Here is a 13,351-nt window from a genome sequence, read left to right on the forward strand (position 1 = left end):
CCACCGGCTTGGCTCAGGTTGACTCAGTGGGGGATCAAGCGGGCGCGCAGTCGCGTGAGCACGTTCAAGGGCTTGAATTGCTCCAGATTGAACACCGGCAGCTCAATGGCATCCAGCGTGTTTTTGACCAGCAGGCCCAGCTCGGTGTCGCCTTCCATGGACAGGCGGCGGCTGAAGAACAGGGTGTCGGGGTCTTCCTGGCGACGGGCCAGCAAGACAAAGTCGTAGGCACTGGCGCTGATGGTCAGGTCGGCCGCGCCTTTGTTGGTACAGGCGGCAAAGCGGCCGTTGACCCATTCAAAGTCAAAGGCCCACTGGGTGTCGGTCACGCGCAGGCGCAGTTTTTTGCCCACCAGCATCTGCGTCACGTCGGGCGCCAGACGCTTGGCCAGCGCCAGGTTCAAGCCGGTCACAAACAGCAGCGAGCCCGGGTAGGCGGGCAGGCGCGACAGGAGACTGCCCATGGGTGGTGGCAGGAGAAAAGGGCTTGTGCTCATGCTGCTTCCTTGAATCGTTTTGTTTAGTCGTCATTGCGAGCGCAGCGCGGCAATCCAGGGGTCGTGGATTGCCGCGCTGCGCTCGCAATGACGGTCATGGTTAAGCAAGTTCGGTGCTCTGTGCGAGCTGCTCCAGCCCCGGCTTGCCGTACCAGTAGCCGTTGCAGGCCTGATCCGGCATCAACCCGTCCATGGTCTGCAGGGCCGCTTCGACGCTGCTTTGCTGCGTCAGCACGTCATGGAACAAATGAACAATCTCAGCCGTGTGCTGCGACTGCGGGCTGATGCGCACCACATCCACGCCCATGGCCTGCATCGGGCCCAGTTCCGGCAGCAGGTTGTAGACCTTGGCCGACTGGGTTTGCGTGCCATTGAGCACCAGAAAACCCTCGTTCTCGCGGGTGCGCATCAGCAGGCCGTCAGCGTGCGCCAGGCAGCTGAACTGGCAGTCGTCCTTCGGCAAATTGCGGTGGCGCGCGGTAAAACAACGGGCTGAGAACGCCAGCGGCATGCGGCCATAAACGAAGACTTCGGTCTGCAGTCCGGCGGGGCGGCCCTGCTGCATCAGCGCCAGGTCGTCACGCCCCATCTCCAGCGGCATCACCCAGCGCTGGATGCCCAGACCGGCCATCCATTGCAAGGTCGGTACGTTGTAAATGTTCAAGTGCGGGCCGGCGATGAAAGGGGCTTTGCCGCTCAGGCAGTGGGCGGCGCCCATGTCGTTGGCTTCAACCAGAAAGTCGCCGTTGGCCGCGATTTTGTGCAGCACCGTCACATCGGCGCCCGACTCGATCAGCACCTGGGTCGACAGCACCACCTCCTTGCCGGCGTCACGCAAGCGCCCGGCAATGCTCAGCCAGTCGGCCAGGCGCAGCTCGTGGCGGCGCGAACAGACGGTTTCGCCCAGATACACGATATCCACCGGGGTCGCCGCGATGGCTTTGTAGAAGTCGAACACGTCATTGCGCGCCCAGTAGTACAGCAGCGGTCCTAAAGAAATCTTCATGTGGTTCACTTCCATGGCCGGTGGTAGGCGCCGAGCGTGTGTTGCTGTCCTTCGGCGACCTTGTCCAGGTCACTCATCCAGGTCGGTTTGGCCGTGTAGCGGTGCGGGTTGTCGCGGCAGTTGTCGATGGCTTCGCGCCACACCTTGGTGACTTGGGCCACGTAGGCCGGGCTGCGCTGGCGGCCTTCGATCTTGATGGCGCGCACGCCCATCTTCATCAGCTGTGGCAGCAGCTCCAGCGTGTTGAGGCTGGTGGGCTCTTCAATGGCGTAATAGTTTTTGTCGTCACCGACGTCAAAACGGCCTTTGCACAAAGTGGGATAACCGGCGTTTTCACCGGGGCTGTAGCGGTCAATCAGCACGCCGTTCAGACGCGACTCGCGGCCCTGCGGCGTCTCCACCCAGCGCACCGCTTTGGGTGGCGAACAGACACCGTTGGTATTGGGCGCTTCGCCGGTCACGTAGCTGGAGAGCGCGCAACGCCCTTCCACCATGACGCACAGGCTGCCAAAGCCGAACACTTCAATTTCGACCGGTGTTTTTTCCCGCACCTGCTCGACCTGCATCATTGACAAGACGCGCGGCAGCACGGCGCGTGCGATGCCAAAGTGCTGGTGGTAGAAATTGATGGCCTCGTAGTTGGTGGCCGAACCTTGCACCGACAGATGCAGGCGCAGATCCGGCTGGTGCTTGATGGCGTAGGCCATCAAGCCCGGGTCCGCCAGAATGACCGCGTCCACCCCGCTGTGGGCGGCGCGGTCTATGGCCCTTTGCCACACTTGCGGGCTGGCCGCCTGCGGGTAGGTGTTGAGCGCCACCAGCACTTTGCGGCCCCGGTCGTGCGCGTAGCGAATGCCGGTGTTGATGGCGGCCTCGTCAAAATTGAGACCGGCAAAGTTGCGCGCGTTGGTGGCGTCGCGAAAACCGAGGTACACACAGTCCGCGCCGTGGTCAATGGCGGCTTTCAGGGCGGGCAGGCTGCCGGCCGGGCAGACCAGCTCCAGGGGCGGTGTCACGGGTGTCCCATGCGGGGGCGCGAGAGAGCTTTCGGCTAAGGAATTCATTGTGGGCTTTGGAGTGGGCCACCTGTGCCGAAGGGGTCAGGCACGTCGCAGAGGGCCCCAAAAGGCAGGCAAATTTGCATGCGGCAAAGTTATCAGACCCGAGCTGAAAATCCGATGACGCAGGTCAAGCAAGTTGGAGTTAGACCACCCCAAGCTGGTTTGGCGGACGGTGGCGTTCAGCCGCAGCAGGCACCACCGGAACAACAACCACCGGCTGCGGCCTTGGCGCTCTTGCCGATCTCCACGCGCCAGACTTGCGGACCTTGCTCCAGGTAATTCCAGCTGAATTGGCCGGGCGAACGCATCTGGAATTGCGCATGCAGGGGCATGGGGTCATGGTCATTGACCAGCTCCAGGCTCTGGCCGGGCAGCAGGGACTCAAAGGTGCTGAAGATCAAGGAATGGCGCTGGGGCGGGGCGATTTGGCGGAGGTCAAGGGCGCTGGCGGATGCAGACATGGAAGATCCTTTTAAAGATGTATAGTTAATGCCTGTTTAGTGTAGCCGCTTGATTCAGGCAAAGCAATGCGCTGAATGAATCTTTAACTATCCGCTGAGCCCCGCCATGCCGCGTCGGCTTTTCAAGGTGAACGTGGGCACCTTGTCTCAGGGGGCGTATTTGGCAAGAAACACCCGCACATCGCGGAAATCTGCCAGGCGCTCGGTCAGTGTGTCGTGATCCCAGTCCCACCAGGCCGTGGCTTCAAGGGCTTCGGCAATCGCTCGCGGAAAGCGTTGGCGGATCACCCGGGCCGCGACGCCGCCAACGATGGCGTAGGGCGGCACATCCTTGGTCACCACCGCGTTGCTGCCGACCACCGCGCCGTTGCCAATGCGCACGCCCGGCATGATGACGGCGCCGTGGCCGATCCAGGTGTCGTGGCCGATGACCACCCGTTGCCGGCGGCGCCATTCAAAGAACGCGGCATCGTCCTGCGCCGCCATGCCGTACATCGTGGGGCGGTAGGTGAAGTGGTGCAGCGTCGGATACTCCATGGGGTGAAAGCCCGGGTTGATGCGCACCATGGATGCGACGTTGGCGAACTTGCCGACGTCGGCCGACATCAGGTCGCAGTAAGGCTGGACATACGCGTAGTCGTCGAGCAGGCAGTGGGCCATGTGCACCTGTTCGCCGACCTGGGTGTAGCGGCCGAAGCGGCAGTCGCGCACGACGGCGCTTGGCGCGAGTGTGGGGGCTGGCGCCAAGCGGACGGCAGGCGGCAGGTTGTAGGACTCAATGTGGGTGTAACTCATGGCAGATCCTCTTCAAATTCAGGGAACTTCTATGACTCCGTCGTTGCGAGCAGTTCCGTTATGGCGAACGTAGCGCGGCGATCCATGACCCCTGGATTGCAGCGCTACGCTCGCAATGACGGAGCGGGAAGGTGTATCGCGCCCTTATTCTCCTTCCCGGCGGCTTCAGAAGGCGCGTTTGCCGCCAAGCCAGGTCTCGATCACCATCGGCATGCCGGCGCGGTTCATGCGCACGCGCAGCAGGTCGGCGCGCTGGCCCACCGCCACGTCGCCGCGGTCCTGCAGACCAATGGCGCGCGCCGGGTTGCGCGTCACGGTGCGCACCGCCTTGGGCAGCGTCCACTGTTCCAGACCGCCCAGCATGAAGGTGGCCAGCAGCAGGCTGCTCGGCACATAGTCGGACGAGAAGATGTCCAGCAAGTCGCACTGTGCCAGCTCGGCGGCCGACACGTTGCCCGAATGCGAGCCGCCCTTCACCATATTGGGCCCGCCCATGACGATGGCCATGCCGGCGTCGCGCGCTGCCTGCGCCGCTGCCAGCGTGGTTGGGAACTCCGATATGCCCACACCCTCCTGGATGGCGAGCTGCACGTCGCTGAGCAAGGTGTCGTCGTGACTCGCCAGGGGTATCGCGCGCGCCCGGCTGGCCTGGACGATGGCCTGGCGGTGCGGCAGCGAATAGGCCTGCTGGTCGGCCCTGCGCTGGGCGACCATGGCATCGAACTCTTCGGTGTTGTAGCGCCCGTTGCGTTCGGAATAGCGGCGGTAGCTTTTGAGGTCGCGCCATTGGCGCTGGCCCGGCGTGTGGTCCATCACGCTGATGAGTTTGAGCAGCGGGTCGTCAACGTACTGGTTAAAAACCTCCATGATGTCCGGTGCCGAGATCTCGCAGCGCAGGTGCAGCAGGTGTTCGACACGCATCAGCCCTTCGTCGCGGCACTGGTGCAAGGCGGCAATAGAGGTGTGCTGGGTCTGGCAGCGGGGTCCGCCTTCATCGAGGTCGCCGACCACGACCGAATCCAGCACGGTGGTGATACCGGCCGCTGCGCATTGCGCGTCATGCACCAGCATGGCCGAGTGGGCATTCCACAGCACGCCGGGGCGGGGTGACAGGTGTTTCTCCAGGTTGTCGGTGTGCAGCTCCACCAAGCCGGGCAGCAACCAGTCGCCAGCCCAGTCTTCGGCACCCGGCACCGAGGTGTCGCCGGGGTCCACGCGGCGGATGAGGCCGTCTTCAAGCACCACCGTGCCGGTGAATTCTTCGGCGGCCGTGACGATGCGGGCGTTGCGGAAAATGCGTTGTTTCATACAAAAAGTTCCTTGAAATTCAAATAGGGTTTTGGTGCTGCTCGACGTCAAAGCAATGCGTGGCCACGGCCTCGCGCACTTCGTCGTCATGAAAAATGCCGACGATGGCAGAGCCCTGCGCGCGTGCCGTGCGGATCAGCTCCACCACCACGCGCCGGTTGTCGGCGTCGAGTGAGGCGGTGGGTTCGTCCAGCAGCAGCACCGGCGGCGCGGTGATCATGCCGTGGGCGATGTTGACGCGCTGCTGCTCGCCGCCTGAGAAGGTGGCCGGTGGCAGATGCCACAGATGCTCGTGCAGGTTCAGGCGTTTCAGCCACTGCGCGGCTTGCCTGCGGGCCTCCTCGGCGCCCACGCCCAGACGGCGTAGCGGATCGGCCACGATGTCGAGTGTCGAAACCCGCGGAATGACGCGCAGGAACTGTGAGACATAACCCAGGGTGCGGCGGCGCACCTCAAACACCTCGCGCGGCGCGGCGCCCGACAGGCTGACCCAATCGCCCAGATGGCGAATGCGCACGTCGCCGCTGCTGGCGCCGTAGTTGCCATACAGGCAGCGCAGCAAGGAGCTTTTGCCGCTGCCGGAATGCCCGGTCAGGGCCAGGCATTCACCGGGGCGCACGCTTAAATCAATGCCGGCAAACACCGGCAGTTGCAGGCCGCCGCGTCCGTGCAGCGTGAATGTCTTGGACAGGCAAAGAGTTTTTATGAGAGCGGTCATGGCGTCAGTACCGAGGAAACAAGCAGTTGGGTATAGGGATGCTGGGGGTCGTCCAGCACGCGGTCGGTCAGGCCCTGCTCGACCACGCAACCGTCTTTCATGACCAGCATGCGTTGCGCCAGCAGCCGCGCCACCGCCAGGTCGTGCGTGACCACCACGGCTGCCAGTTGCAACTCGTCCACCAGCTCGCGCAGCAGGTCCAGCAGCCGCGCCTGCACCGACACGTCCAGGCCGGTCGTGGGTTCGTCCATGAACACCAGGCGCGGATGCGTCACCAGGTTGCGGGCAATCTGCAGGCGCTGCTGCATGCCGCCGGAGTAGGTGCCGGGCAGGTCGTCAATGCGGCCGGTGTCGAGCTCCACGCGCTGCATCCAGGAGAGCGCCTCGCTGCGCAGCTGGCCGTAGTGCCTGGCGCCCAGTGCCATCAGCCGCTCGCCGACATTGGCACCGCCCGAAACATTCATGCGCAGGCCGTCTCTGGCATGCTGCTCAACAAAACCCCAATCGGTGCGCGCCAGCCAGCGCAGGCGCGCCTCCGACAACTCCGCCAGGTCCAGCAAACCGGCGGACTCGTTCCCGGACTCGGCGCGCACGTCGTAATGCACCGAACCTTCATCGCAGGCATGTCGCGCCGCCAGCAGGCGCAAGAGCGTGCTCTTGCCGGAACCGGACTCCCCCACCACCGCCAGCACCTCGCCCGGATAGAGGTCAAAACTCACATCACGGCAGGCCCAGCGCGGCTGGCCCTGGTGCACAAAGGCCTTACCGGCCTGGCGCACCGACAGCAGCACGGGCGGGATCACTCGCGTAGCTTCGTGCTGCGCACTGCGGTGCGAGTTGGCTTGGGGGCGGCCCGGCACGGCGCTCATGCAGCCTCCTGTTCGCTCGGCATCGCCGTGTCAATTGAAGTGGCCAGCACATCGCGCAAAGTCACCGCCTGCTGCGTGCCCACATGGCCGGCCTCGCGCCGTTCCTCGCAATAGTCGCTGTCGGAACACACAAACAAGCGGCTGCCGGCGTCGTCCACGATCATCTCGTCGAGGTAACTCTCGCTCGCGCCACACAGCGCGCAGGCATGCTCCCAGCGCTGCACCTCAAACGGGTGGTCCTCAAAGTCCAGGCTGCGCACGACGGTGTAAGGCGGGATGGCATACAGGCGCTTTTCACGCCCGGCGCCAAAGAGTTGCAGGGCGGCATTCATGTGCATCTTGGGGTTGTCGAATTTGGGGATGGGCGAGGGCGACATCAGGTAACGCTCGTTCACCATTACCGGGTAGTCGTAGGCGCGCGAGATGGCGCCGAGCTGCGCGATGTCCTCGTACAGGCGCACATGCATCAGGCCGTATTCGCTTAACGCGTGCATCTTGATGGTCTCGCGCCGGCTCGGCTCCAGCCGGGACATGGGCTCGGGCATGGGTACCTGGTAGACCAGAATTTGTGACTCGGTCAGCGGCGCCTCCGGGATGCGGTGTCGGGTCTGGATCAGCGTCGCGTCCCGCGTTTTTTCGGTCGTGGCCACGCCGGTGGTGCGGGCAAAAAAGCGCCGGATGTTGACCGCGTTGGTGGTGTCGTCCGCGCCCTGGTCGATGACCTTGAGCACGTCGGGCCGACCGATGATGCTGGCCGTGATTTGCACGCCGCCGGTGCCCCAGCCGTAGGCGAAAGGCATCTCGCGCGAGCCGAAAGGCACCTGGTAGCCCGGTACCGCTACGGCCTTGAGTAGGGCGCGTCGGATGCGCTTCTTGGTGCGCTCGTCCAGAAAAGCAAAGTTGTAGTTCTGATTCATCATGCTGCATCCTGCTGAGTCGCGGTGAAAGGAGTGACGCTGTCGAGCGCCGCCTTGGCCGCCTCAGCGTGGGCCACGCGCAGCTTGCGCACCAGCTCCAGTTCGGCCTGAAAGTCCACGTAGTGCGGCAGCTTCAAGTGCTGCACAAAACCCGAGGCCTCGACGTTGTCGGCATGCGACAGCACAAACTCCTCGTCCTGCGCCGGGGCCACGCGTGGCTCGCCCAGCTCGTCGGCGCGCAGCGCGCGGTCCACCAGCGCCATGGCCATGGTCTTGCGTTCGGCGCCGCCAAAGGCCAGGCCATAACCCTGGGTGAACTGCGGCGGCAGCTCGCGGCTGCCGCTGAACTGGTTGATCATCTGGCACTCGGTGACCTCCAGGTCGCCAATGTCGATGGCGAAGCCCAGCTCGTCTGGCACCAGTTCCACACTGACAAAACCGCGCCGGATTTCGCCCGCGAACGGGTGTGAATTGGCATAGCCGCGCTGGGTCGAGTAGCCCATGGCCAGCAGCCAGCCTTCGTCACCACGAGCCAACGCCTGCAGGCGCAGGGCCCGGTCGGCCGGAAACATCAAAGGCTCGCGGGTCAGGTCGCCCGGTGGCGCCGCGTCAAAAGCTTGTGGTGTTTCCAGCAGGCCTTCGCGCGCCAGCAGCTCGTTGATGCGGGGCACGGTGACAGGTCCTGATACGGTCTGCGCTTGTTCGCCAGCCTGCGTGTGCTTGCTGAGTTCATCGGGCGCGCTGTCGGCGTCCTCACCTTCCGCCAGCAGCGCAAAGTCGAGCAGGCGCTGGGTGTAGTCGTAGGTCGGCCCGAGCAGCTGGCCGCCCGGCACCTCCTTGAACGTGGCCGAGATGCGCCGCACCAGCGCGATGCGCGCCGTGTCCAGCGGCTCGCTGTAACCCAGGCGCGGCAAGGTGGTGCGGTAGGCGCGCAACAAAAATATTGCTTCCATCAGGTCGCCGCTGGCCTGCTTGATGGCCAGCGCCGCCAGTTCCGGGTCATACAGAGAGCCTTCGCTCATGACCCGGTCCACCGCCAGCGAGAGCTGCGCGCGGATCTGTGCCACCGACAACTCGGCAATGACGGTGTCGCCGCGGCGCTGTGTCTCCAGCAGGCGCCAGGAGCTTTCAATCGCGGCGGCGCCGCCTTTCACTGCAACATACATATCAGACTCCTTGCAATCGACGAACCCGCGTCGTGCGCGGCAGGCCCAGCGCGTTCTCGCCGCAGGTAAAAACAATGTCCACACCCTGCGGGAACGCCGCGTGGTTGGCTTGCCACTGCGCCCAGAAATTGGCCGGCAGCCCTTGCAGACCGACGCGCTGCACGTCCTGAATGCCGGGGCCGCGCCATTCCAGCGCTGGGCCACCGGCCAGGCCGGGCAGTTCGATCAGCACGGTGCTGGAAAACTCGGGCGCCGCCGCTGTGCCTGCCGCGAAGTCGCTCAGTGCGAATCCCTGGTCGATGTCGGTGAACACCGCAAAACTGGCCGTATCCGGCCGCTCGGCGAGTCCCGCGCCAGTGTGAAAGCGCAGCCAGTGCTGCAGGCACGCATCCGCCTGCTGCCACCAGACCGGGGTTTCGTCGTCGCTCAGGCTAAGCAGCAGCCGGGCCAGCGCGCCGCCCAGTGCCACATCGGGCAGAGCCGGGCCGATGGTGCGGACTTGTCCCGGTCGCGCCAGCGCATCGAGCACCGCGCGAAACGCCAGCTGGCTGTCATGCACGTCGTCCGGCAGACCAGGTGCCAGGGTGTGTGCGCTATTCATGCCTCACCTCGCACGAAGGTGAAAAATTCGACTTTGGAGCCCGCCACGTCGTGCTGCTTTTTTGCCCGGGCCTGGGCCTGCGCCAGAGCCAGCGGCGCGATCAGGGTGCGCTGCAAGTCGTCGTGATGCTGCGGGTCCTGCAGCAGGGCGTCAAACAGTGCCGCCAGCTCAGCCCGGCGCTTGTCGCGGCCCAGCGCATAGGACACGCCCAGCGGGCCATCGCCCAGGCGCACGGCGCAGCGGACCACGCTGGCCTCGCCCAGGTTGAACGGGTTGCCGGTGCCGCCGACGCGCCCGCGCAGCATCACCATGCCAATTTCGGGCGGTCGCACGGGTTGCACCGGCGGCCATGCGCCCGCTGCCGGCGCCATCGCCTCCAGTTGGGCCAGGGTCGCGCGCGCCAGCACGGCCAGCCAGGCCGGTCGCGCGGGGTTGTCGCTAGTTCGGGTGTCGCTTGTCATGCAGAGGTCTAGAGCAGTCCGTTAAGTTGGAAATCGACGCACAGTGGTGGGAACACCGTTGTGCCAGCCAGTGCGTAGTTGACTTGCTCAACATGAAAGATTTGTGACATTCCAACCAGGCCGGTGCACGTCGCCCCATCCGCCACGCCGCATGGGTCTGTGGTGTTGAAGTTGCTATTGTTTAGATAGCTGCTTGCGCTTATGGGACAGTGGCTACAGCCTGTTTTTATATAAATTTAATGCTCAAGGCCGGGTTTGTCATACAGATGTCTAAATCAATCACTAAAGTGTTGAGCCAGCGCACAAGGGCCTGAGCCGGCGGTGCCAGGCAGACAGTTCACTTCACCGACAAAAATAGACACCTATGACTTTCGGACAACTCATCACCAGCAGCCCCGGGCGGCGCAGCGGCGTCTCGGTCTGGCGCCAGATTGCCGACACGCTCACGACCGAAATTCGTGACCGCGCCTATGCCGACACCGGCCGCCTGCCGGGCGAGGTCGAACTGTCCGCCCGCTTCTGCGTCAACCGACACACGCTACGCCAGGCCGTGGCCGCGCTGCAAAGCGAAGGCCTGGTGCGCATCGAGCCGGGGCGGGGCATGTTTGTGCAGCACGAGTTGTTGGACTACGCACTCTCCAGGCGCACCCGCTTCAGTGAAAACCTGCTGCGCCAGGGTTTGCTGCCCAGCAAGCAGTTGCTGACGGCACGTGAAATGCCGGCGCCCGAGCGCGCCGCGCGCGAGCTCAAGCTGGACAAGGGTGCCAAGGTGCTGATGGTCGAGATGCTGGACGAGGCCAACGACGCGCCCATCGGCCTGGCCACCGCCTATTACCCGGCGCTGCGCTTTGCCGGCCTGCTGGAGATGCTGGCGCAAGGCTCACGCACCACCGACCTCCTTAAACATTTTGGCGTGCAGGACTACGTGCGGGCGCAAAGCCGCATCACCACGCAGATGCCCAATGACGAAACCGCGCGCCTGCTCAAGCAGCCCGGTACCCGGCCGCTGCTGTGCGTGGAGTGCCTGGATGTGGACATGGAGGGCACGCCGATCAAATATGGCGAGACGGTTTTTTGTGGTGACCGGGTGCAGCTGGTGGTGAACGCGGGGGGTGAAGCTTGACATCACGCTACGCTATTTATTTCGCGCCAGAACCAGGCTCACCGTGGTGGGAGTTTGGTGCGCGCTGGCTCGGCCGTGACGAGTGCCGGGACGTCAATAAAGTCCAGCACGCGCTGGACCAGATCGGGCCCGTCGAGCTGCGGGAGATCACCGCGCAGCCACGCCGCTACGGGTTTCATGCCACCTTGAAAGCACCATTCAGCTTGAATGGCAGCCACACCGCTGACGACTTGATAGCGCGCCTGCAGGCGCTGGCGGCGACGCTCAAGCCGCTGCTGCTGGGGCCTATGCAGGCGGCCATGCTGGGCGACTTCGTGGCCTTGGTGCCGGCGGTGGCGTCACACGACTTGATGGCCCTGGCCGCGGTCTGCGTGGCGACACTCGACGATTTACGCGCGCCCTTGTCCGAGGCTGATCTGGCGCGCCGCCGGATTGCGGAACTTGATGCGCGTGAACAAGAACTGCTGCATCTGTATGGCTACCCGCATGTGCTGGAGCGCTTTCGCTTCCACCTGACCCTGAGTGGACCGGTGACGCGACCCACTGCGCAGCGGGTGCTGCAGGCGGCAATTGATCCGGTCGCTCGACTGAACGAGACGACGCCCCTGGTGCTGGACCGGCTGTGCCTGTTTGTTGAACCGGCGCCGGGCCAGCCCTTCAAACGCATCGCCGATGCAGGGCTGCTCGCATGAGCGGCCTGTGGGTGTTTGTATGCGGCCCCTCGGGCGCGGGGAAGGACAGTGTGCTGGGCTGGGCCGCCCAGCAACTGGCGACGCGGCGGGATATTGTGTTTGCCCGTCGCATGGTGACGCGCGCCTCACTGCCTGGCTCGGACCATGACCCGGTGACGCCCCAGCAGTTTGCGCGCCTGATCGGCTCCGGTGGCCTGGTCTGGTGCTGGGAGGCGCACGGGTTTCACTATGGCATCGAGGCGCGTTATGCCGCGCACGTCGCCGCCGGCAAGACGGTGGTTGTGAATGGCTCCCGCGCGCATGCCGACGGCTTGGATGGCGAAAAAAAAGTGCGGGTGGTGCAAATCGTGGCCGACGCTGAACAGTTGGCGAGTCGGCTGGAACTGCGTGGGCGTGATGCGCCGCACGAGGTCACGCGGCGACTGGCGCGCAACGCGCTTTTCTCCGACTTGCGCGCCGATCACACCATTCTTAATCAGGGAGAACTCGCGGATGCCGGCCGCCAGTTGGTGGACTATTTGGTGGCTGGGGTTGGGTCTTCAACCCAGCGCTGACGGCGCGAGACTGCTGGTCCTTGCGTTCTTGGCTTGCCGAAACACTGCGGAAGACAGGGAAGAGTCATTCGCCAACTTCGCGCCACGGTCAAGTCTGTGCCCTTACCATCGGGGATGGACTGCGTACTTTGGCATCAGCCAGTGCTACCGTCCAGCCCCGAAACTGGACGAGTGGATCAGACGGCGCATGTGCTATTGGAAACAATGGCGCTGGGCGCGCACCAAGATCAAGAATCTGCTGGCCTTGGGGGTTGACCTGAAGTCGGCAATTCAGCACGGTGTCAGTAGCAAAAGCTATTGGCAGATGTCCAGAACCCCGGTGATCAACCAAGCCATTTCCAACGCGTGGCTAAAGGAGCAAGGTTTGCTCAGTGTCAAAGACTTGTGGTGAAAGGCACAAGGTTACATGGCAAAGAAAGGGAAGACTTCGTCGAGCGTGCCAACTTGTTGAACCGCCCACTGCAGACCCGCACGGTGGGTGGTGTGGGGGCTGGGAGTTAGAAACTCCCGGCTACCTGATTAGGCGGCTCGATGTGCATGGCCAATGCTACCCAACAGCAGCCAGCTTTCGGGAGGCTGCACCAAGGAGAACGCGGGAATAGGCTTTGTGAAAGCCAAGAAGTGCTCTGAACTGCCACCCCATGCGAGGAGCTCCAGAACCAGCGGAGCGGCTTGGAACTACAGCAGAGCCGAAGTACAGCCTTGTAGTGGAACTGCTCGGCCCAACTGGGGATGCCATTAACCATGATCGCGTGCGGCCAGCGGCGAGCAGGACTTGATTTGGGCTGCTTTGCTCGACGGACCAGGCAGAGAACGTGCTCAAACTCCCGGCCGCAAGCTGACGGGCCTCGGCGTCGGTAGACGGGCAAGACAGGAACTTGGCGAGCAGCCAGCGCTCGACTTTGAAAACGGAGGTTGTGTAGAACGCCTCCACGAATTCGCTTTGCGTGACGTGGCGAGCCAAATCAACGGCATAGCAATCCGTGAAGGCGCCGTGTCCTGATCTAATAACTTCGTACACACAGATAGGTGGAAATCACCTGAGAAAATAAACGTGACGAAATCAAAACGAAGAGTCTTTGACGCGAGCTTCAAGCTGCAAGTCGTTGAAATGATCCGGGC

At 63.8% G+C, this 13,351-nt stretch carries 16 protein-coding genes; 4 read left to right on the forward strand and 12 right to left on the reverse strand.

Going from position 1 to position 13,351, the window contains the following annotated elements; all coding sequences use genetic code 11:
- Positions 1-23: 23 nt before the first annotated feature.
- From ubiT to phnG, 12 genes are all read right to left on the reverse strand, one after another.
- Positions 24-497 (reverse strand): ubiquinone anaerobic biosynthesis accessory factor UbiT, encoded by a 474-nt coding sequence (gene ubiT, locus C5P05_RS26980; protein ID WP_114972942.1) that lies wholly within the window; start codon positions 495-497, stop codon positions 24-26.
- A gap of 100 nt (positions 498-597) precedes the next feature.
- A complete protein-coding gene (gene ubiV / locus C5P05_RS26985; RefSeq protein WP_114972972.1) occupies positions 598-1,503 on the reverse strand; it encodes a ubiquinone anaerobic biosynthesis protein UbiV in 906 nt (301 codons plus the stop codon).
- A 5-nt stretch (positions 1,504-1,508) separates the two neighbouring features.
- The gene (ubiU, locus tag C5P05_RS26990) at positions 1,509-2,567 is read right to left on the reverse strand and encodes a ubiquinone anaerobic biosynthesis protein UbiU (protein WP_114972943.1); all 1,059 of its coding nucleotides are present in this window, start codon (positions 2,565-2,567) and stop codon (positions 1,509-1,511) included.
- Positions 2,568-2,743: 176 nt separating this feature from the next.
- Complete coding sequence (locus C5P05_RS26995) at positions 2,744-3,025, reverse strand: DUF2249 domain-containing protein (protein WP_114972944.1); 282 nt, start codon at positions 3,023-3,025, stop codon at positions 2,744-2,746.
- 147 nt (positions 3,026-3,172) lie between these two features.
- Entirely contained in the window at positions 3,173-3,820 is a 648-nt protein-coding gene (locus C5P05_RS27000; RefSeq protein ID WP_114972945.1) for a DapH/DapD/GlmU-related protein, read from the reverse strand.
- Positions 3,821-3,985: 165 nt separating this feature from the next.
- Positions 3,986-5,128: an alpha-D-ribose 1-methylphosphonate 5-triphosphate diphosphatase gene (locus C5P05_RS27005; protein ID WP_114972946.1), complete on the reverse strand. Its 1,143-nt coding sequence runs from the start codon at positions 5,126-5,128 to the stop codon at positions 3,986-3,988.
- Positions 5,129-5,147: 19 nt separating this feature from the next.
- Positions 5,148-5,846, reverse strand: a complete 699-nt coding sequence (phnL, locus tag C5P05_RS27010; protein WP_114972947.1) for a phosphonate C-P lyase system protein PhnL — start codon at positions 5,844-5,846, stop codon at positions 5,148-5,150.
- Positions 5,843-6,715 (reverse strand): phosphonate C-P lyase system protein PhnK, encoded by an 873-nt coding sequence (gene phnK, locus C5P05_RS27015; RefSeq protein ID WP_232834676.1) that lies wholly within the window; start codon positions 6,713-6,715, stop codon positions 5,843-5,845. Before phnK ends, phnL begins: the two co-directional genes overlap by 4 nt.
- Positions 6,712-7,635: an alpha-D-ribose 1-methylphosphonate 5-phosphate C-P-lyase PhnJ gene (locus tag C5P05_RS27020; RefSeq protein WP_114972948.1), complete on the reverse strand. Its 924-nt coding sequence runs from the start codon at positions 7,633-7,635 to the stop codon at positions 6,712-6,714. The genes phnK and C5P05_RS27020 overlap by 4 nt, the downstream gene beginning before the upstream one ends.
- A complete protein-coding gene (locus C5P05_RS27025; protein ID WP_114972949.1) occupies positions 7,632-8,798 on the reverse strand; it encodes a carbon-phosphorus lyase complex subunit PhnI in 1,167 nt (388 codons plus the stop codon). The genes C5P05_RS27020 and C5P05_RS27025 overlap by 4 nt, the downstream gene beginning before the upstream one ends.
- A gap of 1 nt (position 8,799) precedes the next feature.
- Entirely contained in the window at positions 8,800-9,399 is a 600-nt protein-coding gene (gene phnH, locus C5P05_RS27030) for a phosphonate C-P lyase system protein PhnH (protein WP_114972950.1), read from the reverse strand.
- Positions 9,396-9,860, reverse strand: a complete 465-nt coding sequence (phnG, locus tag C5P05_RS27035; protein ID WP_114972951.1) for a phosphonate C-P lyase system protein PhnG — start codon at positions 9,858-9,860, stop codon at positions 9,396-9,398. The genes phnH and phnG overlap by 4 nt, the downstream gene beginning before the upstream one ends.
- Positions 9,861-10,224: 364 nt before the next feature.
- Between phnG and phnF the strand changes: the two genes are divergently transcribed.
- The 4 genes from phnF to C5P05_RS35055 are packed head-to-tail and all read left to right on the forward strand — an operon-like array spanning position 10,225 to position 12,620.
- Positions 10,225-10,983, forward strand: coding sequence for a phosphonate metabolism transcriptional regulator PhnF (phnF, locus tag C5P05_RS27040; RefSeq protein WP_114972952.1), 759 nt, complete (start codon positions 10,225-10,227; stop codon positions 10,981-10,983).
- Entirely contained in the window at positions 10,980-11,675 is a 696-nt protein-coding gene (locus tag C5P05_RS27045; RefSeq protein WP_114972953.1) for a DUF1045 domain-containing protein, read from the forward strand. The genes phnF and C5P05_RS27045 overlap by 4 nt, the downstream gene beginning before the upstream one ends.
- The gene (locus C5P05_RS27050) at positions 11,672-12,229 is read left to right on the forward strand and encodes a phosphonate metabolism protein/1,5-bisphosphokinase (PRPP-forming) PhnN (RefSeq protein ID WP_114972954.1); all 558 of its coding nucleotides are present in this window, start codon (positions 11,672-11,674) and stop codon (positions 12,227-12,229) included. Before C5P05_RS27045 ends, C5P05_RS27050 begins: the two co-directional genes overlap by 4 nt.
- Complete coding sequence (locus tag C5P05_RS35055; protein WP_114972955.1) at positions 12,168-12,620, forward strand: group II intron maturase-specific domain-containing protein; 453 nt, start codon at positions 12,168-12,170, stop codon at positions 12,618-12,620. Before C5P05_RS27050 ends, C5P05_RS35055 begins: the two co-directional genes overlap by 62 nt.
- The last annotated feature ends 731 nt before the right edge of the window (positions 12,621-13,351 follow it).

Source organism: Rhodoferax ferrireducens (assembly GCF_003347515.1).
In the GTDB taxonomy this organism is placed as follows: Bacteria; Pseudomonadota; Gammaproteobacteria; order Burkholderiales; family Burkholderiaceae_C; genus Rhodoferax.